At 56.6% G+C, this 23,400-nt stretch carries 19 protein-coding genes; 15 read left to right on the forward strand and 4 right to left on the reverse strand.

All coding sequences use genetic code 11. The features are described 5' to 3' along the window. The first annotated feature begins 139 nt into the window (after nucleotides 1-139). The 7 genes from lepA (at nucleotide 140) to acpS (ending at nucleotide 6,357) form a co-directional block, all read left to right on the forward strand. Nucleotides 140-1,954 carry a translation elongation factor 4 gene (gene lepA / locus BLR97_RS04980; protein ID WP_089703111.1) on the forward strand — a complete coding sequence of 605 codons (1,815 nt, stop codon included), beginning with the start codon at nucleotides 140-142 and terminating at the stop codon, nucleotides 1,952-1,954. A gap of 15 nt (nucleotides 1,955-1,969) precedes the next feature. Then, the gene (lepB, locus tag BLR97_RS04985; protein WP_089703113.1) at nucleotides 1,970-2,764 is read left to right on the forward strand and encodes a signal peptidase I; all 795 of its coding nucleotides are present in this window, start codon (nucleotides 1,970-1,972) and stop codon (nucleotides 2,762-2,764) included. Between the two features lie 61 nt (nucleotides 2,765-2,825). Then, a complete protein-coding gene (gene rnc, locus BLR97_RS04990; RefSeq protein ID WP_089703115.1) occupies nucleotides 2,826-3,518 on the forward strand; it encodes a ribonuclease III in 693 nt (230 codons plus the stop codon). Further along, nucleotides 3,515-4,414 carry a GTPase Era gene (era, locus tag BLR97_RS04995; RefSeq protein ID WP_089703117.1) on the forward strand — a complete coding sequence of 300 codons (900 nt, stop codon included), beginning with the start codon at nucleotides 3,515-3,517 and terminating at the stop codon, nucleotides 4,412-4,414. Before rnc ends, era begins: the two co-directional genes overlap by 4 nt. Nucleotides 4,415-4,422: 8 nt before the next feature. Continuing rightward, a complete protein-coding gene (recO, locus tag BLR97_RS05000; protein WP_089703119.1) occupies nucleotides 4,423-5,115 on the forward strand; it encodes a DNA repair protein RecO in 693 nt (230 codons plus the stop codon). Nucleotides 5,116-5,145: 30 nt separating this feature from the next. Further along, complete coding sequence (gene pdxJ, locus BLR97_RS05005) at nucleotides 5,146-5,976, forward strand: pyridoxine 5'-phosphate synthase (protein ID WP_089703121.1); 831 nt, start codon at nucleotides 5,146-5,148, stop codon at nucleotides 5,974-5,976. A 3-nt stretch (nucleotides 5,977-5,979) separates the two neighbouring features. Then, complete coding sequence (acpS, locus tag BLR97_RS05010) at nucleotides 5,980-6,357, forward strand: holo-ACP synthase (protein ID WP_089703124.1); 378 nt, start codon at nucleotides 5,980-5,982, stop codon at nucleotides 6,355-6,357. Between the two features lie 3 nt (nucleotides 6,358-6,360). Here the strand turns inward: acpS and BLR97_RS05015 are convergent, their stop codons facing one another. Further along, on the reverse strand, nucleotides 6,361-9,051 hold the full coding sequence (locus BLR97_RS05015; protein ID WP_089703126.1) for an ATP-binding protein: 2,691 nt from the start codon (nucleotides 9,049-9,051) through the stop codon (nucleotides 6,361-6,363). A gap of 94 nt (nucleotides 9,052-9,145) precedes the next feature. Here BLR97_RS05015 and cysM point away from each other — a divergent pair, with 94 nt between their 5' ends. The 7 genes from cysM (at nucleotide 9,146) to rluF (ending at nucleotide 19,011) form a co-directional block, all read left to right on the forward strand. Continuing rightward, nucleotides 9,146-10,042 carry a cysteine synthase CysM gene (gene cysM / locus BLR97_RS05020; RefSeq protein ID WP_089703128.1) on the forward strand — a complete coding sequence of 299 codons (897 nt, stop codon included), beginning with the start codon at nucleotides 9,146-9,148 and terminating at the stop codon, nucleotides 10,040-10,042. After that, on the forward strand, nucleotides 10,043-11,455 hold the full coding sequence (gene rlmD / locus BLR97_RS05025; protein WP_089703130.1) for a 23S rRNA (uracil(1939)-C(5))-methyltransferase RlmD: 1,413 nt from the start codon (nucleotides 10,043-10,045) through the stop codon (nucleotides 11,453-11,455). 49 nt (nucleotides 11,456-11,504) lie between these two features. Then, nucleotides 11,505-13,781: a GTP diphosphokinase gene (relA, locus tag BLR97_RS05030; RefSeq protein WP_089703132.1), complete on the forward strand. Its 2,277-nt coding sequence runs from the start codon at nucleotides 11,505-11,507 to the stop codon at nucleotides 13,779-13,781. Beyond that, entirely contained in the window at nucleotides 13,781-14,620 is an 840-nt protein-coding gene (gene mazG / locus BLR97_RS05035) for a nucleoside triphosphate pyrophosphohydrolase (RefSeq protein WP_089703134.1), read from the forward strand. Before relA ends, mazG begins: the two co-directional genes overlap by 1 nt. Nucleotides 14,621-14,656: 36 nt before the next feature. Further along, nucleotides 14,657-17,305: a phosphoenolpyruvate carboxylase gene (gene ppc / locus BLR97_RS05040; protein ID WP_089703136.1), complete on the forward strand. Its 2,649-nt coding sequence runs from the start codon at nucleotides 14,657-14,659 to the stop codon at nucleotides 17,303-17,305. 77 nt (nucleotides 17,306-17,382) lie between these two features. After that, entirely contained in the window at nucleotides 17,383-17,922 is a 540-nt protein-coding gene (locus BLR97_RS05045) for a DUF924 family protein (RefSeq protein ID WP_422821909.1), read from the forward strand. Between the two features lie 36 nt (nucleotides 17,923-17,958). Continuing rightward, nucleotides 17,959-19,011 (forward strand): 23S rRNA pseudouridine(2604) synthase RluF, encoded by a 1,053-nt coding sequence (rluF, locus tag BLR97_RS05050; protein ID WP_089703140.1) that lies wholly within the window; start codon nucleotides 17,959-17,961, stop codon nucleotides 19,009-19,011. Between the two features lie 25 nt (nucleotides 19,012-19,036). Here rluF and BLR97_RS05055 read toward each other — a convergent pair whose 3' ends face one another. From BLR97_RS05055 to BLR97_RS05065, 3 genes are read right to left on the reverse strand one after another with little or no spacing between them, the layout of a single operon-like run. Then, complete coding sequence (locus BLR97_RS05055; protein ID WP_089703142.1) at nucleotides 19,037-19,696, reverse strand: anthranilate synthase component II; 660 nt, start codon at nucleotides 19,694-19,696, stop codon at nucleotides 19,037-19,039. Beyond that, nucleotides 19,693-21,108 (reverse strand): anthranilate synthase component I family protein, encoded by a 1,416-nt coding sequence (locus tag BLR97_RS05060; protein WP_089703144.1) that lies wholly within the window; start codon nucleotides 21,106-21,108, stop codon nucleotides 19,693-19,695. Before BLR97_RS05060 ends, BLR97_RS05055 begins: the two co-directional genes overlap by 4 nt. After that, the gene (locus BLR97_RS05065; protein ID WP_089703147.1) at nucleotides 21,105-21,383 is read right to left on the reverse strand and encodes a Trp family transcriptional regulator; all 279 of its coding nucleotides are present in this window, start codon (nucleotides 21,381-21,383) and stop codon (nucleotides 21,105-21,107) included. The genes BLR97_RS05060 and BLR97_RS05065 overlap by 4 nt, the downstream gene beginning before the upstream one ends. A 126-nt stretch (nucleotides 21,384-21,509) precedes the next feature. On the opposite strand from BLR97_RS05065, the gene BLR97_RS05070 reads away from it, so the two are divergent. Beyond that, nucleotides 21,510-23,396: a monovalent cation:proton antiporter-2 (CPA2) family protein gene (locus BLR97_RS05070; protein ID WP_089703149.1), complete on the forward strand. Its 1,887-nt coding sequence runs from the start codon at nucleotides 21,510-21,512 to the stop codon at nucleotides 23,394-23,396. The last annotated feature ends 4 nt before the right edge of the window (nucleotides 23,397-23,400 follow it).

Consider the following 23,400-nt stretch of genomic DNA (forward strand, 5'->3'; position numbering starts at 1 on the left):
TCGTTTTTTTGCCCGTTTTTTTTGCACATAGCACCTGGCCCCTCGTAACGGTACAATGGCGTCAAATTTCTACTGCGTATACCAAGGCAATATTTTTAACCGTACATGGTTGCGTACATATACCGGATAAAAACGGCTAATGACCCAAGAAAACGTTAGTAAAATCAAGCATATCAGAAACTTCTCTATCATCGCGCATATCGATCACGGCAAATCCACGCTGTCAGACCGGTTGATTCAAACCTGCGGTGGTTTAACCGAGCGTGAATTGAAAGAGCAAGTGCTTGATTCCATGGATATCGAGCGTGAACGTGGCATCACCATCAAGGCTCAGTCGGTTACCTTGGACTACACTGCGCCCGACGGTCAGGTCTACCAGCTCAACTTCATCGATACGCCCGGACACGTTGATTTTTCTTATGAAGTGTCTCGCTCGCTGTACGCTTGCGAAGGGGCGCTGTTGGTTGTTGATGCTGCCCAAGGGGTTGAAGCACAGTCGGTTGCCAACTGCTATACCGCCGTTGAGCAAGGCCTGGAAGTCTTGCCGGTGCTCAATAAAATTGACTTACCCCAAGCCGATCCCGACAGAGTGGCCCAGGAAGTCGAAGAGATTATCGGTATTGATGCCACCGATGCCTGCCAAGTCTCGGCGAAAAGCGGGATCGGCATCGACGAGCTGTTAGAACGCCTAGTGCGCGATATTCCACCTCCCAAAGGTGATCCTGATGCCCCCTTGCAAGCGCTTATTATCGATTCGTGGTTCGATAACTACCTTGGGGTTGTCTCTTTGGTTCGGCTTTTCGATGGCACGCTCCGCAAAGGCGATAAGATTCGCATCAATTCCACAGGGCGTGATTGGAATACCACCGAAGTGGGGATTTTTACCCCGCTGCGCAAACAGACCGATATTCTGCGCGCGGGTGAAGTAGGCTTTATTGTCGCCGGTATTAAAGACATTCACGGTGCCCCGGTGGGCGATACCATCACGCACACCAAAACACCGGATGTGCCAAGGCTGCCAGGCTTTAAAAAGGTCAAGCCGCAGGTATACGCGGGCATATTCACGGTCAGTGCCGATGACTATGAAGATTTTCGCGATGCGCTGGAAAAACTGGCGCTTAACGATGCTTCGCTGGAATATGAACCTGAAAATTCGGATGCGTTGGGTTTTGGTTTCCGCGTGGGCTTTCTCGGCACGCTTCACATGGAGATCATTCAAGAGCGCCTGGAACGCGAGTACGATCTGGATCTGCTGACCACTGCTCCCACAGTGGTTTACGAGTTGTCCATGAAAAATGGCGACCTCATTTACGTATCGAACCCCTCCAAACTGCCCGATATGGCCGACGTTGAGTACATGCGCGAGCCGATTGTGCGGGCGAGCATTCTGGTGCCTCAGGAGTTTGTCGGCAATGTCATTGCCGAGAGTGAACAACGCCGCGGCACCCAGTTGGATATGCAGTTCCTCGGCAACCAGATCCAACTGACCTACGAATTACCCATGTCTGAAGTCGTGATGGACTTTTTTGATCGACTGAAATCTATTTCACGCGGCTACGCTTCGCTTGAGTATAACTTCGAGCGTTTTGAAGCAGCACACCTGGTGCGTCTGGACGTGTTGATTAACGGTGATAAAGTAGACGCCCTGGCGGTAATTATCCATCGCGATCACGCTCATTCACGGGGTCGACTGCTGGTGGAAAAAATGAAAGAGTTGATCCCTCGGCAAATGTTCGATGTCGCTATCCAGGCGGCCATCGGTGGCCAAGTGGTGGCACGTTCAACCGTCAAAGCGTTGCGTAAAAACGTGACCGCGAAATGTTATGGCGGTGATGTCAGCCGTAAGAAAAAGCTGTTAGAGAAACAGAAAGCCGGTAAGAAACGCATGAAGCAGGTTGGTCGGGTGGAAATTCCCCAGGAAGCCTTCCTTGCTGTACTCAAGGTTAATGACTAAGGAAGACTTCCACCCATGGATTTTGCATTACTGCTGGTACTTGCCGTTGCGCTTTCTGGCGTTATCTATTTACTCGATGTGGTGTGGTTACGGCCAAAGCGGCGTGAGCGGGTTGCTCATGCCGATGCCAACACCGTCGAGGGGTTAGATCCAGCCACGCGAGACAAACTGCTTAAAGAGCCATGGCCCGTTGACTACTCGCGCTCATTTTTTCCAGTGCTGCTAGTGGTGCTGATCGTGCGTAGTTTCATTGTCGAGCCGTTTCAAATCCCGTCCGGGTCAATGCGTCCGACGCTTGAAGTTGGCGATTTCATCCTGGTCAACAAATTCGCTTATGGCCTACGTTTGCCAGTCGTCAATACGCGTTTCCTTGAGGTAGACGATCCTGAACGGGGCGATGTCATGGTGTTTCGTTTCCCTGAGGATCCGTCGGTTAACTTCATCAAGCGCGTGGTCGGGCTGCCCGGCGATCAACTTCGTTATGAAGACAAACAACTGTATATCAACGGTGAACCGGTCCCCAAAGAGCTGATGGAGGAAAGCGCTTCCCAGCAGCCGTTATTCGAAGAGCATCTAGGTGAGGTTGAACACTATATTTATAACAATCCCCGCGATCCCGGGCCGCAAATGCGCCAAGTAGAAGTGCCCGAAGGTCACTATTTCACCATGGGTGATAACCGTGACCACTCCAACGACAGCCGCTACTGGGGCTTTGTGCCCGAAGAGAATATTGTCGGGCGCGCTTTTGCTGTGTGGATGCACTGGGACGGCGGGTTACCCAGTTTTACCGACGTGCGCCGCATTGAGTGATCATGCCGACCGTCATGTTTAGCCATTATTTTTTAGTCAACGTCGACGACGTAGGGGCCCCGTGAGTACTTCGTTAACCGCTTTTTGCCGACGCATCGGCCATACTTTTGGCGATAGCACGCTGATTGAACTGGCCATGACCCACCGCAGCTATGGCGGTCGCAACAATGAACGCCTGGAGTTTCTTGGCGACTCAATCGTCAATTTTGTGATTGCCGAAGCGTTGTATCAGCGTTTTCCTCAGGCGCGGGAAGGGCAGCTTTCACGCTTGCGAGCGCGCTTGGTCAAAGGGCAAACGCTCGCGGAATTGGCCAGAGAAATGGCCTATGGCGAGTATCTACGGCTGGGGTCGGGCGAAATGAAAAGCGGCGGGCATCGCCGCGAATCGATTTTGGCAGATGCCGTGGAAGCCGTGATTGGCGCTATTTATTTAGACGCGGGAATGGATGCCGTTCGGGAACGAGTTTTAGCCTGGTACGCCGAACGGTTGGAAAACATTTCGCTGCAAGACACCCAGAAAGACCCCAAAACGCGGCTGCAAGAGTTTCTGCAGTCGCGCCAAGCGGCTTTGCCACGTTACGAAGTCGTTAGCGTTAAAGGAGAAGCCCATGCGCAGACCTTCACCGTTGAGTGCTATATTGATTTGTTAAAAGAGCATACCACTGGGAAAGGCCCCAGCCGCCGCCACGCAGAACAGCAGGCAGCCGAAGAAGCGCTCGCCTACCTTGAAAAACGCCCGGGAGACAACGCATGAGCCAAACCTGCGGATTCGTGGCGATTGTCGGTCGTCCCAACGTCGGCAAATCGACCCTAATGAATCGTATCTTGGGGCAAAAAATCTCGATTACCTCGCGGCGGCCGCAAACCACCCGCCATCAGGTCATGGGCATTAAAACTGCGGCGGACGCCCAGTTTATTTATGTCGATACCCCGGGCATGCACATCATGTCCAAAGATCGTAATAAAGCGATCAACCGGTTTATGAACCAGGCAGCGACCCAGGCGCTGCGCGACGTGGACTGCGTGGTATTTATTATTGACCGCACCCGCTGGACCGATGAAGACCAGGCGGTGCTTAAGCGCCTTGAGCATGTCAACGCGCCGATCATTTTGGCAGTCAACAAAGTCGACAGGCTAAATGATAAAGGCGACTTGCTGCCCTGGCTGGCCGAGGTGGGAGCGCGCCGCGAATTTGCCGCCATTGTGCCTATTTCAGCCAAGCACGGAACCCAGGTAGATACCCTGGAAGACGAAGTCGCTAAGCACCTTCCCGAGAGTGTGCATTATTTCCCTGAAGACCAAATCACCGACAAAAGCCTGCGGTTTATGGCGGCGGAGCTGGTTCGGGAAAAAGTCATGCGCCAGCTTGGCGATGAGTTGCCCTACCAGATGACCGTTGAAATTGAAGAGTTTCGCGAAACCGAACGCGTCACGCACATCAGTGCGCTGATTCTGGTCGAACGCCAAGGACAAAAAGTCATTCTGATCGGCGAAAACGGCGAGCGGATCAAAAATATCGGCCGAGAAGCGCGTTTGGACATGGAGCGGGTACTGGACACTAAGGTCATGCTCAACCTGTGGGTAAAAGTGAAACGTGGCTGGTCGGACGATGAGCGCGCGTTGAAAAGCCTGGGCTACGATCTCGATTGAGCGTGGTGATGCCGGTGGAGCCCGCCTTCCTGTTGCACCGAAGGCCTTATCGGGAAACCAGTGCGCTGGTGGATCTGCTAACGCTCCATCATGGTCGGATACGTGCCGTGGCCCAAGGCGGTCAGCGGCCCACGTCAAAATCGCGTCAGCGTTTGCAGCCGTTTACGCCGCTGTTGGTAACCTGGCGCGGCGAACGCGAGCTCAAACGATTGACACTGATGGAGTCTCGCGGCTCCACGGCGTTGCTAGCGGGTGAAGGTCTTTTGTGTGGGCTTTACGCCAATGAGATCGCCACGCGACTGCTTCCGTTGGAACTACCCGCTGGGGATGCTTTTGCCTTTTACACCGCCTTATTAGAGGCACTGCCTGCCCCTGCTGCCCGCGCGCTCGCCTTGCGGCGTTACGAGTGGTCGTTACTCGATGCCTTGGATGCCACGCCGCGTTTCTGTACGCCGGACGGAGGCGCGCTCGACCCCCAAGCCGTATACCGTTTTGAAGCGTCAAGTCGGGCGTTTGTGCCGTCGGCTCAGGGCTTGGATGGCCGCACGCTTCGCTATATCGACCATCATGATTGGCAGGAACCGGCGTTAGCCAGTGCCTTGAAAGCCATTATGCGTGCCGCGCTGGCACCGCATCTTGGAACCACCGCCTTACGCTCCCGCGAATTGATGCGCGACCTCGCCAAACGTCGCCACCGTTAGGCCGTTTTTCGTAAATAATTGGAGGCCATTATGCATCCCCCTCGGATACTGTTAGGTGTCAATATTGATCACATTGCCACGCTGCGCCAAGCACGCGGCACGCGCTACCCAGACCCCGTTCAGGCGGCGCTGTTAGCGGAAGAAGCGGGGGCGGATGGGATTACCGTGCATCTGCGCGAAGACCGCCGTCATATTCAATTGCGCGACGTCAGGCTGTTGGCCGAGGTGCTCAATACGCGCATGAATCTCGAGATGGCGGTCACCGACGAGATGCTGGCGCTGGCCGAAGAGGTTCGTCCCGCCCACGTGTGTCTGGTGCCCGAGAAGCGTGAAGAACTGACCACAGAAGGCGGCCTTGACGTGGTTGGTGGTTTTGACGCCATTGCCAATGCCTGTCAGCGCCTCGCAGCCGCCGGCTGTGAGGTGTCGCTGTTTATCGATCCTGAGGCTGCGCAAATTGACGCCGCCCAGCGTGCTGGCGCACCGGTGATCGAGCTTCACACGGGGGCCTACGCGGAGGCGCCCCCGGGTAGCGAGGCGGCAATGGCTGAATACCAGCGGCTAACCACTGCCGCGACACACGCCGTTTCGCTTGGCTTGGTAGTCAATGCCGGGCATGGTCTGCATTATCACAATGTGGAAGCCATCGCGGCATTGCCGGGGGTTAATGAACTCAATATCGGCCACGCGATTATTGCCCGAGCGCTTTTTGTGGGCCTGAAAGACGCCGTTGCCGAGATGAAACGGCTGATTATCGCGGGCCAAGAAGCCGGGCTGATGGCGGCGCTGGATGCTCACGACCATGCGCATGACCATGAGAGCCAGCACGACCACGTGCATAACGGCTGTTGTGGGCACTAATCCATGATTGTGGGAATTGGCTCTGATATTGCCCGGATTGAGCGTTTTGCCAGGGCGATCGAGCGCCATGGGCCGCGCTTTGCACTGCGCATTTTAGGGCCGGAGGAACACGCGGTATGGCAGCAGAAAGCGCAGCCCGCCGCGTTTCTGGCCAAGCGGTTCGCGGCCAAAGAGGCCTTTGTCAAAGCCTTGGGCTTAGGCCTGCGACGCGGGCTACAGTGGCGCGATATTCAGGTGCTTAACGATCATCTGGGCAAGCCTCACCTTCATCTTCAGGAAGCCGCCGCCGATCAGGCAGCGGCCGCTGGGGTCACCGCTATGCATGTCACTTTAAGCGACGAAGCTGACTACGCCGTCGCGTTTGTCGTCTTGGAAAAGTAACGTTTAGCCGAGGGTGTCCCGCTGTGCGATGAGTTTTTCCATCGCATGGTGAAGGTCATTGATGAGCGTATCCACGTGGTCTAACCCGCTTGTGCGTAGTCGGGTTTCCAGCGTTTCGGCAAGTAGCGCCAACTCGGGTGCCCCGCAGTAGCGGCTGGCGCCGTTCAAGCCGTGAACGGTGTCTAAAAGCGCTTCCAAATCGCGCTGTTGATAGGCGGCGTCTAGGCTTTCCCGAGTGGCGGGTAAGCTTTCGATTAAGCGTCTTAACTGGGCACGCGCAAGGTCTTCTTTGCCGCCCGCTAATCGCGCGCCAAGCGCTAGGTCGATCACCGGTAACGTGGGCGGAGCACCGTTGGGCGACGGTTTTTTGGCCGTTTGCGGTGGTGCTTTAGGTGGGGTAATCCCCAGGAAGCGACTCAGCAATTGATTTAAGTCATGCTCATCAATCGGCTTAATAATTACATCGTCGAGCCCTTCGGCCAGCCAACGCTGTCGTTCGCTATTGAGCGCGTGGGCAGTAACCGCGACGATGGGGCATCGACTCCAGGCGGTGCTGAGACGACGCAGTGCCTGAGTGGTTTGCACACCATCCATCCCCGGCATGCGAATATCCATTAAAACCATGTCGAAGATTTGATCGTGGCCAATCTCAATGGCCTGTTGGCCACTTTCGGCGAGCGTAATATGCCGCTCGGGGGCATCCAATAAGGCATTAAGCAGCTGCCGGTTTGACGTGTTGTCGTCGACAATTAATAAGCGACACTGACCATCGCCCGCGGGTAACGGTGCCAGCGGTGCGCTAGGTTGATGCCGTGTTTGGTCAACGGGTACCAATAAATGGCTAAGTGAGGCCACTAATTGCGCACGGGTGAACGGTTTGCAGAGCAGCTCACCTTTAGAGGGAAAGTGAAACTGCGGTAGATCAAAGCTAGAGCCGTTGACGAGCAATAATACAGGGCAATCGGCGTTGCTGATGAGTGCTTGCCACTGCGCAATCGCGGTGTTTTGCAAATCATGACGATCAAGACCAATCAGTAGTAGATCACAAGCGGCGTCGCTGGAAAACGCGATGGGGCTTGCTCCCCAGCGTTGTAGTAAATGCTCAAGCACGTGGCGCGTTGGGAGATGCGACTCGTGAATGCGAACGACGGGGCCTTCAAGGTGTAGTTCAGGGCTGCGTTCGGCGGCGTGAGGCGCCTGGAGGGGAAGGGTAAACGAGAATGTCGAGCCTTTGTCCAGCTCGCTCTCAACGCTGATCTCCCCGCCCATGCGGTGAATAAGCTGACGGCTTATGGTGAGACCGAGACCGCTGCCCCCGAACTGACGAGGATGGCTAGGTTCTGCCTGGGAAAACGCCCCGAATAACTGTTGCTGGTGTTCTTCGCTCAGGCCAATGCCCGTATCGCTCACACTGATATTCAGTACTACATGTTTACCCGCGTAGTGTTCCAGCATGACCCTGATCACCACCTCGCCTTGCTGGGTAAACTTCAGGGCATTACTGATCAGGTTATTGAGCACTTGGTGCAGCCTGAGAGGGTCGCCGCATAGCGGGGTAGGCACATCGTCGTAGACCATGGCCACCAAGTGCAGATGCTTGCGCTGGGCTTCGGGAGCGTGAAGTCCGAGGGCTTCATCTACCAGTGTGACGATATCGATATCGGCCTCTTCCAAGGTTAAGCGGTTGGCTTCCAGCTTGGAAAAATCGAGCACATCGTTGACCAGCATTAATAGATTATCGCAGGCACGATGGACGTGCTGTAGCCAGTCACGTTGGCGGTCATCCAGAGAGGAGCGTCCCAGCAGTCGGCAAAAACCGATAATCCCATTTAGCGGCGTGCGGATTTCGTGGCTCATGTTGGCCAGAAATTCAGACTTGACCGTATTGGCGCGCACCGCGCTGCGGTGTGCTAAGTCGAGTTTAATATTTTGCTCTTCAATGGTCTCCATGGACTCTTGAAGCTCGCTTGTCGCCTGTTCGATTTGCGCTTGCATGTCGTGCTGAGCACGCTGCAGGTGCGCGGCCAGTGCATTGATTTGTTTGGATAGTTGATTAAGTTCACAGGCCTTGTGAGGGGGCATCGACAGTTCATAATCACTGCGCGTCAGGCGGTAGAGCGCTTGGCTGGCTTCTTCGACCGGACGTGTGACGTAGCGACTAATCGCAAAGGCGATTAAAAACAGGCAGAGTCCCATCAGCATGCCGCCCAAGCTCAGGCTGGCGATCAATTGATAGCGGGCCAGGTTTAGCGAACCGGTATCCACCGTGACTTCCAGCCAGCCTACCCGTTGGCTGGGTTGGTCACCCGCTGGAGTAGCGAGGGGAATTCGCAAACGCCACACGTTATCGGCGGTGATAAGCTGTGTGGCCTCAGGTGGAGGCGGTGGAGGCAGCGAAGCGGTATGCGGCCCACGCGCTAGCAGGCGGCTGTTTTGGTGATCAAACACGGTCACCGAGCTAATGCCTTGCTGATTTAAAAGTTGGGTAGCCTGGGCCTCTAACGGGTCAAGGTTGGTGTCTTGTAGCGCGTCTGCCATGCCAGGAGCCATGAGTTCACTGGCACCCATCACCTGCTCTTCCAGCAGTGTCTGGGCTTGACGGTCGTTCTGAATGACCAGCAGCACCGCCATACAGGCATAAACCACGAGCGGAAGGCCAAGCAGAGCAAAAAGAAGTCGCGTGTTCAAAGACATGAAAGCAGCCTGCTTGATTCAAGGGGGTTACCTGTCCAGTGCACGGTAGCACCGATATAATGCAGGGTAACGATTTCGATAAGGAAGTAATGCGATGGATTATCCCACGTTAGAAGAGGTGGTTGGCAATACCCCCCTGGTGCGCCTGAAGCGTATTAGCGCAGGGCGCAACAATACCCTGTTGGCAAAACTAGAGGGTAATAACCCGGCGGGGTCAGTGAAAGACCGGCCTGCGCTATCAATGCTTAGTGAGGCGGAAAAGCGGGGCGACATAACGCCTGGCGATACCCTTATCGAAGCGACATCGGGCAATACCGGCATTGCCTTGGCCATGGCCGCGGCGATTAAAGGTTACCGCATGGTCTTAGTGATGCCTGAGAGCGCTTCTGAAGAGCGTAAACAGGCGATGGCGGCTTTCGGGGCACAGCTGGTCTCGGCGAGCAAAGACGGCGGCATGGAAGAGGCGCGAGATATTGCCGACGGCATGATTGCAAGGGGCGAGGGGAAGCCGCTTAACCAGTTTGCTAATCCCGATAACCCCTTGGCGCACTACCGGACGACCGGGCCCGAAGTATGGCGGCAAACGGATGGAGAGGTGACCCACTTTGTTAGTTCCATGGGCACCACCGGCACCATCATGGGTGTTTCGCGCTACCTGAAAGAACAGAATCCGGCGATTCAAATCGTCGGCCTGCAACCGGCTGATGGTGCGAGTATTCCCGGCATTCGGCGTTGGCCGCAGGAATACTTGCCGGCCATTTTTGAAGCGCCGCGAGTGGATGTCACGCTGGACATCGCTCAGCCCGAAGCCGAAGAGCACATGCGGCGTTTAGCCCGTGAAGAAGGCATCTTTGCGGGGGTCTCGTCGGGCGGTAGCCTGGCAGGCGCGTTGCGCATAGCCGAGCAAACCGAGAATGCGGTTATCGTGTTTATTGTCTGTGACCGGGGAGACCGCTATCTCTCCACGGGCCTGTTTGCCCCGGAGGTATAGATGGCCATGTTGGGAAAACGCCGGCCCCCTCGGCCTGCCTCAGGGCATTCCGGGCTGGCCCGTCAGCAAACCGCCAAGCCGTCTAATCAGGCGACGCAAGACTCAGCTGCCCTGGTCGTGGAACGCTTGGCCCATGACGGGCGTGGGGTGGCGCATACCGCCGCCGGCAAGACGGTCTTCATCGATCAGGCGCTACCCGGCGAACACGTAGAAGTGGCCGTTCACCTGACTCGCAAGCGTTATGACGAAGCGCACGTGAAGCAGGTACTGAACCCATCGGCGCAGCGTGTCTCACCGCCATGCCCGCATTTCGGCCACTGTGGCGGCTGCGATTTGCAGCACCTGGCCGTGGCCTCCCAGCGCGCACATAAAGAGGACGTGGTGCGCGACCTGTTTGCCCGCCAGGGCATCACCCTGGGCGCGATGGAATCGCTGCACGGCGAGGCACAGGGCTATCGGCGGCGCGCCCGTCTGGGCGTCAAGGTCGACGGCGACGGCCACCCACGGCTGGGCTTTCGTGCGGCGCATTCCCATCGGCTGGTCGATATCGAAAGTTGCCTGGTGCTGGTTGAACCGCTGCAGGAACTTATCACCCCGTTGCGCGGGTTGCTTAACACCCTGGAGGCGCCGCGTCAGGTCGGGCATGTCGAGCTACTGGCAACCGACACCCAGCGGGTGGTGTTGGTCCGTCAGCTCAAGGCCAACGCTGCGGACGCCGAGCGATGGCAGGCGTTTGCCGACCAGCATCAGTTGGCATTGGGCACCTGGTTAGGGCGGGAATCACCGGAACTGCACTGGCATGGTGCGCCGCCGTCGCTGGAAGAGCGCCTGGAAATACCCGGTGCTACGCCCTTGACGCTAACCTTTGCCCCAGGCGACTTTTTGCAGGTGAATGCCGAGGTGAACCAGCAAATGGTCACCACCGTGATGCGCTGGCTGAATCCCGTACCCGGACAACGGCTGATGGATTTATTTGCCGGCATTGGCAACTTCAGCCTGCCGTTAGCCGCCGCCGGAGCAGCCGTGCATGCGGTAGAAGGCAGTCCAGCGATGGTGGCGCGGCTGGCCAGCAACGCCGAGCAAAACCAGCTAGCGGTGTCCGGCCAGCAGTTGGATTTAAGCGACCCCGACACCGTCACCGCATTGCTACGCGACGAGGGTGACAGGGACGCGCTAGTGCTCGATCCGCCACGCAGTGGCGCGGAGGCGATCTGTCAGGCGTTGGCGCGTCGCCCGGTTCCCAGGGTGGTGTATATTTCCTGTGATCCCGCCACGCTTGCTCGCGATGCGGCACACCTTGTGCATGCGGGTTACCGCATCAAGCACATCGCAGTGGCCGATATGTTCATGCACACTGCCCATATGGAAACGCTAATGCTGTTTGAACATACAGAGTGTGTCTCAACGCCATAGCCTCGGCAGCGGTGTCGTAAACCGCTGCCCGGAAAGGATGGATATCGTCATGGTAAAAGTGCGTGAAGACCAACCGCTAACCGACACCGGAACGGTGGACATACCGCAATGGTTAATGCGCCTGCAAGAAGATGTGCGTCTACCTGAACCGCAACGATTGCAGGAAGCCTGCGAGCTTGCCGAAACGCTAGAGCTCGGCGCACCGCGATCGCACCGCGTGTGGCTAACGCCCGGTTCGAGTTTTCGCATGGGGCTTGAAATGGCCGATATTTTGGGAGAACTCAAGCTCGACCAGGCTACCTTGGAAGCCGCCGTACTTTACCGAGCGGTACGTGAAGGCTTATTAAACCTGGAAGCAGTGACCAAGCGCTTTGGCAAAGAAGTGGCCAGCCTGATTGATGGTGTGCTGCAAATGGCCGCTATCAGCTACCCGGTGGCGCCTGACCATGGCATGGGTCAACACAATCAGCAGGAAAACCTGCGCAAGATGCTGGTCAATATGGTTGGCGATGTGCGCGTTGCATTGATCAAAATTGCCGAGCGCACCTGTGCCTTGCGCCAAGTCAAACACGCGCCGCGGGAAAAATGCCACCAGGTCGCCCGGGAAGTGGCCGATATTTATGCGCCGCTGGCGCATCGACTGGGCATCGGGCAAATCAAGTGGGAGCTCGAGGATCTATCGTTTCGCTACCTGCACGAGGAAGAGTATAAAGCGATTGCCAAGCTGCTGGCCGAGAAGCGTTTGGACCGTGATCGCTATATTCACGACGTCGTGGAAACCATTAAAAGCTTAATGGAAGCTCAGCACATCCATCATTACGATGTGGACGGGCGCGCCAAACATATCTACTCGATTTGGCGCAAAATGAAGCGCAAACGGATCGATTTTTCCCAGGTGCACGACGTGCGTGCGGTGCGCATTCTGGTGCCCGAAGTGACCGACTGCTACACCGTATTGGGGATTGTGCATTCCCGCTGGCACCACGTGCCCAACGAGTTTGACGACTACATCGCCAATCCCAAGAAAAACGGCTATCAGTCGCTGCATACCGCCGTGATGGGGCCGGAAAATAAAGTATTGGAAATTCAGATCCGCACCTTTGCAATGCACGATGAAGCAGAGCTGGGTGTTTGTGCCCACTGGCGCTATAAAGGCCACGATACCAACGCCAAAAGTCGCAGCTACGAAGAAAAAATCGCCTGGCTTCGCCAAGTATTGGAGTGGCAGGACGAGGTAGGCGGCTTTGGCGATCTGCGCGAAGGGCTATCCAGCGACGTTGCCCCGGATCGGATCTATGTGTTTACCCCGGATGGCCATGTCATCGATCTACCACGTATCGCCACGCCGATAGATTTCGCCTACCGGGTGCATACCGAAATTGGTCACCGCTGCCGAGGGGCCAAAATCAACGGCCGTATCGTGCCGCTCACTTACAAGTTGAAAACCGGCCAGCAGGTCGAGATTCTTACCGCGACCAAGGGTGGGCCAAGCCGCGACTGGTTGAACCCCAGTCTAGGCTATGTGCGCACCTCGCGAGCGCGGGCGAAGATTCAAGCCTGGTTCAAGTACCAGGCCCGCGATCAAAACCTTGATGAAGGGCGCGCGTTGTTTGAGCGCGAGATGCGCCGTTTAGATGTGGAAGGGCTGGATCGGCCCAAATTGGCCAAAGCGGTTAATTACCAAACGGCAGACGACATGTACGCCGCGCTAGGCGCTGGTGACTTGCGCATTGGACAAGTACTCCACCAGGCGCAGCAATTGTTTGGTGAAACCGACGATCAAGAACAGCTTGATCGCCTGCTGGCCAAACCCAAGCGCCAGTCCAGTAAAGCCACTAAAAGTGACATTACCGTGCTGGGCGTTGGCAACCTTAAGACCAGCATGGCTAACTGTTGCCGTCCGGTACCCGGCGAGCCGATTGTCGGCTTTATTACCCAGGGACGGGGCGTCACGGTGCACCGCCAGGACTGCAGCAATATCCTGCAATTGCGCCTGGATGAACCCCAGCGCATCATTGAAGTGGAATGGGGCGAGCGCGCCGAGACGCGCTATCCGGTCACCATCGAGATTCAAGCCTGGGATCGCTCGGGCCTGCTGCGCGATGTCACCGGGCTGCTGGGTAATGAGAAGGTTAACGTTCTGGCGGTGAATACCCTCACGGATACCGACGAAGGCATCGCGCGGCTGCGCATTACCCTGGAAGTCGACGGCTTGGAAGCGCTAGGGCGGCTTTTCTCGCGTATTCAGCAGCTACCCAACGTGACCGAGGTACGCCGCCTGCGCGACACCGACCCTGACAAAAATACCCAAGGAGGAGGGGCCTGATGCGCTACTCGCTGGACGATTTAATCACGCTGATGGGCGTGCTGCGCGACCGCGAACAAGGCTGTCCCTGGGATATCAAGCAGGACTGGGACAGCATCGTCCCGCATACCCTTGAAGAAGCCTACGAAGTGGCCGATGCCATCGAGCGGCGGGCCTTTGACGAGTTGCCTGGCGAACTGGGGGATTTGTTGTTTCAGGTGGTCTACTATGCCCAGTTTGCCGCCGAAGAGCAGCGCTTCGATTTTCACGATATCGTCGATACGCTAACGGCTAAAATGCTACGCCGACACCCACATGTGTTTCCTGATGGCACCTTAACCTCGCGCCGCTCGCCAGGGGTCAGCGCTGACGACGTGCAAACCCAGCAGGTCAACAGCCGTTGGGAGTCATTGAAAGCCGAAGAACGCGCCGAACGAACCAGCGAGGCCCCTTCGGTGCTGGACGACGTGCCGCGCACGCTACCTGCGCTCAGCCGAGCCGCCAAACTTTCCAAGCGCGCCGCGCGGGTGGGGTTTGACTGGCCGGACACACGGGGCGTGCTGGCCAAAATTCGTGAAGAACTCGATGAAGTCGAAGAGGCGCTCGCAGCGGGCGATCAGCAGCACGCCCAAGAAGAAGTCGGCGACCTGCTGTTTGCCGTTACCAATTTGGCGCGCACGATGGGAGCTAATCCCGAGCAGAGCCTGCGCGCGACCAATAGCAAATTTGAGCGGCGCTTTCGCTACGTTGAGCACCAGTTGGCGGCCGCTGACCGGCCGTTAACCGACGCCACCCTAGACGAGATGGAAACCCACTGGGTGGCGGCCAAAGCCCAAGAAACCCGATTTATGCGTTCTTAATTTAACGTTTACGCGACCCCTGCAAGGAGGCCTGCCATGAGCCATGATCTACACGAATCGCTACGCGATAACGTGCGTATCCTGGGCGATAGCCTAGGGCGAACCATTGCCGATGATTTAGGCCAGGGTTTCGTTGATAAAATCGAAACCATACGTGCCCATGCCAAAAAAGGACGCCAGGGCGATTCGCTGCAACAACGTGATTTGATCGAATACCTGCGTAAGTTGCCCGAGCACGATTTGTTGCCTGTCACCCGCGCCTTCAACCAGTTTTTGAACTTGGCGAATATCGCCGAGCAGCACTATCGGGCCCGCTTCCGCCGCGTGGAAGACTACAAGCCCGGCTCGCAGCCGGTACTCGGTGATCTGCTGAAGCGTGCCGAGCAGGCGGGCAACTCGCCGCGCAAACTGGTGGAGACGCTAGCCACCATGCGCGTTGAGTTGGTGCTCACCGCTCACCCTACGGAAGTTATCCGCCGCACGCTGATCCAAAAGTACGACGCGATTGACGACTGCCTAACGGCCATTGAGAGCTCCGATGACTATCCTGAGCGCGGCACTCGTGCCCAAGGCCGGCTTGAAGAGTTGATTAGCCAGGCGTGGCATACCGACGAAATACGCCACGAGCGACCCACGCCGGTGGATGAAGCTAAGTGGGGGTTTGCGGTAATTGAAAACTCGCTATGGCAGGCGGTGCCTGATTTTCATCGCGATTTGGATAACCTATTACTGGATACTGCGGGTGAGCGCTTGCCGTTGGATGCCGCTCCCATTCGCTACGCCTCCTGGATGGGCGGCGACCGGGACGGTAATCCCAATGTTACCGCCCGAGTCACCCGCGAAGTGCTTTTGTTGGGCCGCTGGATGGCCGCCGATTTGTATCTACGCGACCTTGAACAGCTGAAAACCGAGCTTTCCATGTGGAAGGCCAATAGCGCGCTGAAAGCCGAGGCGGGCGATGTGACAGAGCCTTATCGCGAAGTGCTAAAACGCCTGTTGGCGCGAATGGAGGCAACCCGCGACTGGGCCAAGGCCGAGCTCGAAGGGAAAAACTATAGTGGCGGGCCAATTATCGAAACCCGCGATCAACTCTACGCGCCTTTGCTTGCATGCTATCGCTCGCTGTGCGATGTCGGGCTGGATACCATCGCCAACGGTGCGTTGTTGGATACGCTGCGCCGGGTCGCGGTGTTTGGCGTGACGCTGACCAAGCTCGATCTGCGACAAGAAGCCAGTCGCCATGCCCAAGTAATGGAAGAATTGACCGAGGCTTTGGGCTTAGGTCATTACCGCGAGTGGGATGAAGCCCAACGCCAGGAATTTTTACTGGCAGAACTGGACTCAAGGCGACCGCTCATTCCGCGCCGTTGGGAGTGCTCGGCGGAATCCCGCGAGGTGCTGGATACCTTCAAGGTCATCGCCCAGGAACATGCCGAAGCGCTGGGCACGTATATCATTTCGATGGCCGCGGAGCCGTCCGACGTCCTCACCGTGGCGCTATTAATGAAAGAAGTCGGCGGGCAAGTCACGCTGCCCATCGCGCCGCTGTTTGAGACCCTCAACGATCTCGACCACGCCGGTGCTGTGATCGACCAACTGCTGGCGTTGCCGGGCTATCGCAAGCTGATGCAGGACGGCCAAGAGGTCATGATCGGCTATTCAGACTCCGCCAAAGATGCGGGTCAGCTGGCCGCCGCCTGGGCCCAGTACCGCGCCCAGGAATCGCTGGTCAATGTATGCGAGCATCATGGGGTCGATTTAACGCTGTTCCATGGCCGGGGTGGCACGGTAGGCCGTGGCGGCGGTCCTGCCCACGCGGCGATTCTCTCCCAGCCGCCCGGCTCGGTGAATGGCAGTCTGCGGGTCACCGAACAGGGTGAGATGATTCGCTTTAAGTTTGGCCAGCCGGACATAGCGCTGCGCTCGATGGAAATTTACACCTGCGCGGTGATGGAGGCGACGCTGCTCCCCCCCAGGGCGCCCGAGCCGCACTGGCGCGAGGAGATGGATCGGCTTTCCAGCGTGGCCCATGCCGCCTATGTGGGCTTGGTGCGCGAAGACCCTGACTTCGTGCCATACTTCCGTGCGGTGACACCGGAAGGGGCGCTGGGTAGGCTTCCACTCGGCTCGCGACCCACCAAGCGGCGCCAGGATGGCGGGGTGGAAACCCTCCGCGCGATTCCATGGATTTTCGCCTGGACGCAGATCCGCTTAATGCTGCCAGCATGGCTGGGTAGCGGCGAGGCATTCTCGCTTCGATTAGAAGAGCCCGGCGGCCGCGACGTACTGCAAGAAATGCGCAACGAATGGCCGTTTTTCGGCACCTATCTCGACATGCTGGAAATGCTGCTGGCCAAAGCCGATGTGGCGATCTCGGCTTACTACGAACACCGCCTGGTGGATGAGCCATCCCTCAAGGCCCTGGGTAAACAGCTGCGTGAACGTTTTGCCCGGCTGGAAGAGGCCGTGCTGGATATTCTTCAGCAAGACGCGCTGCTGGAAAATACCCCGCTGATTCGCCAGGCGATCGATGTGCGCAACCCTTATATTGATCCATTGCATGGTTTGCAGGCGGAGCTTTTACAGCGTAATCGCGATGCCGATGGCGCCATCAGCGCCGATCTTTCCCGGGCGTTAATGGTGACCATGGCGGGCATTGCCGCGGGTCTGCGCAACACCGGTTAATCATCACATAAGGTCACTTCCGCCACGCCAGCGTGGCGGGATTGAGTCCATCAACTTAGCGGAGTGGTGAGATGCCGATGAATGCGCACGAAGTGCTTAACCTCTGGTTCAATGAGTTGACGCCTGCTCAATGGTTTAAAAAAGACCCTGAGATGGATCGTGCGATCTCGGCGCGGTTTGGTGTACTGCATGCCCAAGCAGCACAGTGCGAGTGTTATGCATGGCGGCAAACGGCCGAAGGACGGCTCGCGGAGATCATTGTGCTTGATCAGTTTTCGCGCAACATATATCGCGACGACGCCCGTGCCTTTGCGACCGATGCCTTGGCGCTGGCGCTGGCTCAGGAAGCGGTGGCCGCAGGTGCTGACGCAGCGCTTTCCAGCGAGCAGCGGGCGTTTCTGTATATGCCCTATATGCATAGCGAGTCGGCGGCGATTCACGAGCGGGCGATGGAACTGTTTGACCAGCCGGGGTTGGAGAAAAACCTCGACTTTGAAGTGCGCCACAAGGCGATTATTGATCGTTTTGGCCGCTACCCGCACCGCAATGCCCTGCTGGGGCGGGCCTCGACCGACGAGGAGCTGGCCTTTCTCAAACAGCCCGGCTCCTCTTTTTGATCGTTTATTTATTTCTTTTAAGCCAGATGGCGTTTTATGTCGTTACGAAAATCTACGCGTATTAATAAATACATCAGCGAAAGTGGGCTTTGCTCGCGGCGTGAGGCTGACCGCTACGTTGAGCAAGGCAATGTGTGGATCAACGGCCGCCGTGCCACCACCGGTGATCAAGTGGTCGCGGGCGATCGTGTCAAAGTGAACGGTCAAGATATTGAGCCCCAGGAAGAGGAAGATGTTGTCCTCATCGCCCTTAATAAACCGGTGGGCATTGTTAGTACCACCGAGTCGAGTGAAAAAGACAACATTGTCGATTTCGTTAAACACGGCACACGAATTTTCCCCATCGGTCGACTGGATAAAGACTCCCAGGGGCTGATTTTATTGACCAATAATGGTGACTTGGTCAATAAAATCCTGCGCGCTAATAATCAGCACGAGAAAGAGTACCGGGTAACGGTCAACAAGCCGATCACCGATGAGTTTATCGAAGGGATGCAAAGCGGCGTGCCGATTCTTGGCCAGGTCACCAAAAAGTGCCAAGTCGAGAAGGTGTCCACGTTTGAGTTCAACATTACCTTGGTGCAGGGGCTGAACCGGCAGATACGTCGTATGTGCGACTACTTCGGCTATGACGTCACCCAGCTAATTCGCACGCGCATTATGAACGTTTCGCTCAAGGGCCTAGCCCTGGGTGATTGGCGCGACCTGACTCCCAAAGAGATGGACACCATCATCGCGCTGACAGAGAGTTCAGCGGCGTCGCCCGAACCGAATAAACCCTCCAAGCCTCAGCAAAAGCCTCGCAGTAAGGCCAATCAAAAGAACGCTAAGGGCCGCCAGAAACCGGTTAAGGCGGGTGCTAAAGCTGCGGCGACTAAACCACACCCTAAAGGTAAAAAAGCCGCCAGCGGAAAAGTGCGTACCGGTTCGAAAGGTAGTGCACCAGGCAAGCCCCAGCCAAAAGGCAAAGCTGCCAGCAAGCCAAACGCAAAAGGAAAAGCGGGCGCTAAGCCGGTTGGCAAAGGGCGTGTGGGGCGCGGTAAGCCAGCGGCGGGCGGCAAGCCGCCCCGCGCTAAAGGCAAACGTTGATCTGTATGCCGTCGGCCTTGATTGCTCAGGCAAACAGGAAATTAGCAATCAGCTCTTTGCCGCCTTCGGTGGCGAACGATTCCGGGTGGAACTGAATGCCGTGAATCGGGTAGTCCCGATGTTTTACACCCATTAGTTCGAATTCATCCATCGCCTGCCAGCGGTCGCGTTGTTCAAAATTGTCAGCTTCCAGGGCACCCACGGTGGCGGTCACCTCCAGGCACTCAGGCAGAGTGGTCGCATCGGCAATGAGCGAGTGATAGCGCATCACCTCAAGCTGGTCGGGTACGCCGTTAAACACCGAGTGGTTATTGTGGTTGATCGGACTGATCTTGCCGTGCATCGGCAGCGGCGCTTGAACCACTTTACCGCCGAATACATGCACAATACCCTGCATGCCCAGGCAGACCCCCAGCAGCGGCGTGGTCTTGCCCAGTTTCTCGATCACTTCGGCGCACACACCGAAGTAACGCGGGTCATCCGGCGAGCCGGGGCCGGGGGAGATAATAATGCGATCTGGAGCCATGGCTTCGATGGCTTGGAAGTCGATTTGATTATTGCGCTTAACGATAATCTCAAAATGGGCCAGCCCGCCGCGATTTTTCTCCGTGGTCAGAATCTCACCGATAAACTGGTAAAGGTTATAGGTGAAGGAATCGTAATTATCGATGATAAGTACCTTCATGCTTGGCTCTCCGTGTCCATAAAGGGGGCAAGGGCTTTGCGGGTGCCGGCAAATTTGCGGCGAATCTCTTCATATTCGTCGTCGGCGTTGCTATCAAACACATTGCCGCCGCAGGTTTGCACGTAGGCGCGCTCGCCGTTCACAAACACCGTGCGAATGGGAATCGCAAAGGTGCAGTCGCCGTTAAATGAGAACTGGCCCACCGCGCCGCCGTAGGGGCCGCGCCCGTCGGTTTCCAGGTCGTCGATGATTTTCATCGCCTCGATTTTGGGTGCGCCGGTGAGGGTGCCTGCCGGGAAGTTGCTGGCCAGCGCCGTAAACATATCTTCGCCTTCGGCGATAATGCCGACGATCTCGCTGGAAATATGCTGCACGTGGCTAAAGCGTTTGATATCCATCAGGCTGCGCACTTTCACCGTGCCGAACTGCGCCACCCGGCCAATATCGTTGCGGTGTAGATCGACAATCATATTGTGTTCGGCGATCTCTTTGGGGTCGTTGAGCAGCGCCCGGGCGAGCTGGGTATCTTCTTGGGGCGTTTGTCCCCGAGTGGTGGTGCCTGCAAGCGGGAAGGTCTCCATTTCGCCCTGACGCAACCGGAACAGCAGCTCGGGGCTTGCGCCAATCAGCTTCTGGTCGCCGAATTTGACGTAGTACATCTGTGGCGACGGATTAATGGTGCGTAGCTGGTCATACAGCGCCAGCGAATCGCCTTTGATGCTAAAGCGCTTTTTAAACCCGACCTCGCACTGAAACACCTTCCCCTCGATAATATCCTGCTTCACTTTGGCCACCGCCTCGGCGTGCTCTGCCTGGCTCATGGTGTCGCCCAGGGCTGTAATATGAAGCGGGCCAGGCGGCGTGTCGTCAGCGTCGATCAGCGTCTGCAGAAAGTCGTAGCGGCTGTTGTCGTAATAGAAATAGGTGACTTCCCCGGTCATCTTGTCGAGGATCAGGCCGTCTTTATAAAGCCCAAAGCGGAAGGTATCGAAGTCGTCGCTGGCTTTTAACGATAGCGATGGCTCAAAGTACTGCATGGCATCGTAACCGAGATAGCCACTTAGCCCGCCGGCGTACTTGCGGGAAATAATATTCTGCGGGATCAGGCTACGCAGTAGTTCAAAAGGGTTGTCGCTTGGGTAGTGGTTGGCATTGCCGTCACGGTCTTCAATGCTTAGCGTGTTGCCGTTGGCATAGAGCGTGTACTCGGGGTCGAAGCCAATGATCGAGTGGCGCGCCATATGGCTATCTTCGCCCAGCGATTCCAGCATGTAGCAGGTATCAAACTGGCGCTCGATTTTTTGAAACAGGGCAAAGAAGTCGCAATCCGCCGCCAAAGTCACATAGTGCGGCTTGCGGGGCAGCTTAAAAGGTTGCGGGCCTGGTGAGGCGTGCGTGTCAGCAGTGGTCATGATTCATCATTCCGTGAAGAGGGTCTTGAAGAAGGTAACTCGGTTAGCGCGCGGGATCCCCGTGAAACCGTGGCGATACCCACGCCGAGGGTTTCGGCAATTTTGCGGTGGGGCACACCCTCGCGCAGTAGCTTAAAAATCTGTAGGCGTTTGCTGATTTCTTGGTACTCTGCAGGCGTCAGCAGGCTCGCCAGCGCGTCGTCCATCGCTTCAGGTGAATCAATGGCGAGCAAATGACCAATGAGCTCAGCTTGGTAATCATCAGTTGAAGTCATGTGGTAAAGGGATGTTTTGAAAGCATCGTGGTGAGCCACCGGGCAATGAGTAATGTACTAGCGTACTAGTACGATAAATTATTGCTCAGGGAAGTCAAGCAGCGCCTGTCAATTTAAGGAGTCCCAATGACCGGCTATTTTATTCAAGCGTTTATTTATCTTGTCGCCGCGGTGATTGCCGTGCCGCTTGCCAAGCGTTTTGGGCTTGGATCGGTGCTGGGTTATTTGGTGGCAGGGGTGGTAATTGGCCCTGTGCTAGGGCTAGTTGGGCAAGAAACCACCACCATTCAGCATTTTGCTGAATTCGGTGTCGTCATGATGTTGTTTTTGGTCGGCATGGAGCTTGACCCCAAAGGCCTGTGGGCGATGCGTGTGCGGCTATTGGGGTTGGGTGGGCTTCAGGTAGTGCTAACCATTGCGGCGGGTACCGCTCTCGCCTGGTGGCTGGGACTTGTCTGGCAGACCGCTTTGGCGGTGGGGTTAATTTTTGCGCTGTCATCCACGGCGATTGTGCTGCAAACGCTGAATGAAAAGGGGCTCGCTAAAACGGAAGGCGGGCGCAGTGCTTTCTCGGTGCTGCTGTTTCAGGATATTGCGGTGATCCCCATGCTGGCGCTGATTCCGCTGCTGGCACTGCCTGAGTTGATGGGCGCGGGCGGCGATGATGGTCACGCCAGCATAAGCCTGGTAACGCATCTGCCCGGCTGGGCGCACGCCCTGGTGGTTGTGGCGGCCATCGCCGGCGTCATTGTCGGGGGCTATTATTTGGTGCCTTTGCTGTTTCGCTATGTGATTGCCTCTGGCCTGCGTGAAGTGTTTACCGCCACGGCACTGATGCTGGTGATTGGTATTGCCGCGTTAATGAGTCTGGTTAACTTATCCCCCGCTCTGGGCGCCTTCCTAGCTGGGGTAGTGCTCGCTAACAGTGAGTTTAAGCACGAGCTGGAAGCTAATATCGAGCCTTTCAAAGGGCTGCTACTGGGGCTGTTTTTTATAACGGTAGGGGCGGGTATTAATTTCGCCGTGCTGGCGGCGGAGTGGGGCACGGTGCTGTCGCTAGGGGTAGCGGTTATCGCCGTAAAGGGCGTAATTTTGCTGGGCTTGGCGCTGCTGTTTCGGGTTCACGGGAGTAACGGTTGGCTATTCACCCTAAGCCTTGCCCAGGCAGGTGAATTTGGCTTTGTGCTGCTGACCTACAGTGCGCAAAACAACGTTATTCCTGCTGATATTTCCCAGATCCTATCGCTCGTCGTGGCATTGTCGATGTTCTTAACGCCACTACTGTTTATCGCTTACGATCGGCTAGTATTGCCGCGCTACCGTAGCGCTAAAAACGATGATCGTGAGGCCGATGCGATTGAAGAGCAGGCACCGGTTATCGTCGCCGGCGTAGGCCGGTTTGGGCAAATTATCTGTCGTTTGCTTCGCGCCAATAATATTCCCATCGTGGCCTTGGATCTTGAAATTGAGCAGATCGAAAACCTGCGCAAAATAAGCATCAAAAGCTACTTTGGCGATGCCAGCCGCTCCGACTTGCTCGAAACCGCCGGTATTGAGCACGCCCGGTTACTGGTCATCGCCATCGATGACCGTGACCGCGCTGTGGAGATGGTTAAGCACGTGAAGCAGTTCTACCCCCATGTTTGGGTGTTGGCTCGCGCCTTTGACCGGGGACATAGTTATCAGCTGCGAGAAGCCGGGGCCGACGACATCGTCAGCGAGACCTATCATTCCGCGTTGGAGTTAGGAGGTCACGCGCTCACCGCCATTGGCGTTCATCCTATGCGCGCCAAGCAAATGACCTGGTCATTCGTACAAAATGAAGAGGCCCACGAAGACGAGCTGTTTGAAGCCTGGAAAGAGATTGAAGGCGGTATTAACTTTAGCCCCCGCTACGGTGAGCTATTCATGAAGCTTGAGGAAGCGCTGAATAGTGCTATGCAACAAGATTGGCCCGAACCCCAGCGCGAGGATGTGCCTATCTGGACACCGCCTGAAGAGGATAAGCAATGAACTC

Origin of the sequence: Vreelandella arcis (assembly GCF_900103865.1) — a bacterium.
Lineage (GTDB): Bacteria > Pseudomonadota > Gammaproteobacteria > Pseudomonadales > Halomonadaceae > Vreelandella > Vreelandella arcis.

Bases quoted from the DNA above. Each gene is read 5' to 3' on its own strand.
- lepB (WP_089703113.1), top strand. From the start codon at position 1,970: ATGGATTTTGCATTACTGCTGGTACTTGCCGTTGCGCTTTCTGGCGTT.
- acpS (WP_089703124.1), top strand. From the start codon at position 5,980: ATGATTGTGGGAATTGGCTCTGATATTGCCCGGATTGAGCGTTTTGCC.
- pdxJ (WP_089703121.1), top strand. From the start codon at position 5,146: ATGCATCCCCCTCGGATACTGTTAGGTGTCAATATTGATCACATTGCC.
- rlmD (WP_089703130.1), top strand. From the start codon at position 10,043: ATGGCCATGTTGGGAAAACGCCGGCCCCCTCGGCCTGCCTCAGGGCAT.
- mazG (WP_089703134.1), top strand. From the start codon at position 13,781: ATGCGCTACTCGCTGGACGATTTAATCACGCTGATGGGCGTGCTGCGC.
- lepA (WP_089703111.1), top strand. From the start codon at position 140: ATGACCCAAGAAAACGTTAGTAAAATCAAGCATATCAGAAACTTCTCT.
- BLR97_RS05070 (WP_089703149.1), top strand. From the start codon at position 21,510: ATGACCGGCTATTTTATTCAAGCGTTTATTTATCTTGTCGCCGCGGTG.
- recO (WP_089703119.1), top strand. From the start codon at position 4,423: ATGCCGGTGGAGCCCGCCTTCCTGTTGCACCGAAGGCCTTATCGGGAA.
- relA (WP_089703132.1), top strand. From the start codon at position 11,505: ATGGTAAAAGTGCGTGAAGACCAACCGCTAACCGACACCGGAACGGTG.
- era (WP_089703117.1), top strand. From the start codon at position 3,515: ATGAGCCAAACCTGCGGATTCGTGGCGATTGTCGGTCGTCCCAACGTC.
- BLR97_RS05060 (WP_089703144.1), bottom strand. From the start codon at position 21,108: ATGACCACTGCTGACACGCACGCCTCACCAGGCCCGCAACCTTTTAAG.
- BLR97_RS05055 (WP_089703142.1), bottom strand. From the start codon at position 19,696: ATGAAGGTACTTATCATCGATAATTACGATTCCTTCACCTATAACCTT.
- rluF (WP_089703140.1), top strand. From the start codon at position 17,959: ATGTCGTTACGAAAATCTACGCGTATTAATAAATACATCAGCGAAAGT.
- ppc (WP_089703136.1), top strand. From the start codon at position 14,657: ATGAGCCATGATCTACACGAATCGCTACGCGATAACGTGCGTATCCTG.
- BLR97_RS05045 (WP_422821909.1), top strand. From the start codon at position 17,383: ATGAATGCGCACGAAGTGCTTAACCTCTGGTTCAATGAGTTGACGCCT.
- cysM (WP_089703128.1), top strand. From the start codon at position 9,146: ATGGATTATCCCACGTTAGAAGAGGTGGTTGGCAATACCCCCCTGGTG.
- BLR97_RS05015 (WP_089703126.1), bottom strand. From the start codon at position 9,051: ATGTCTTTGAACACGCGACTTCTTTTTGCTCTGCTTGGCCTTCCGCTC.
- BLR97_RS05065 (WP_089703147.1), bottom strand. From the start codon at position 21,383: ATGACTTCAACTGATGATTACCAAGCTGAGCTCATTGGTCATTTGCTC.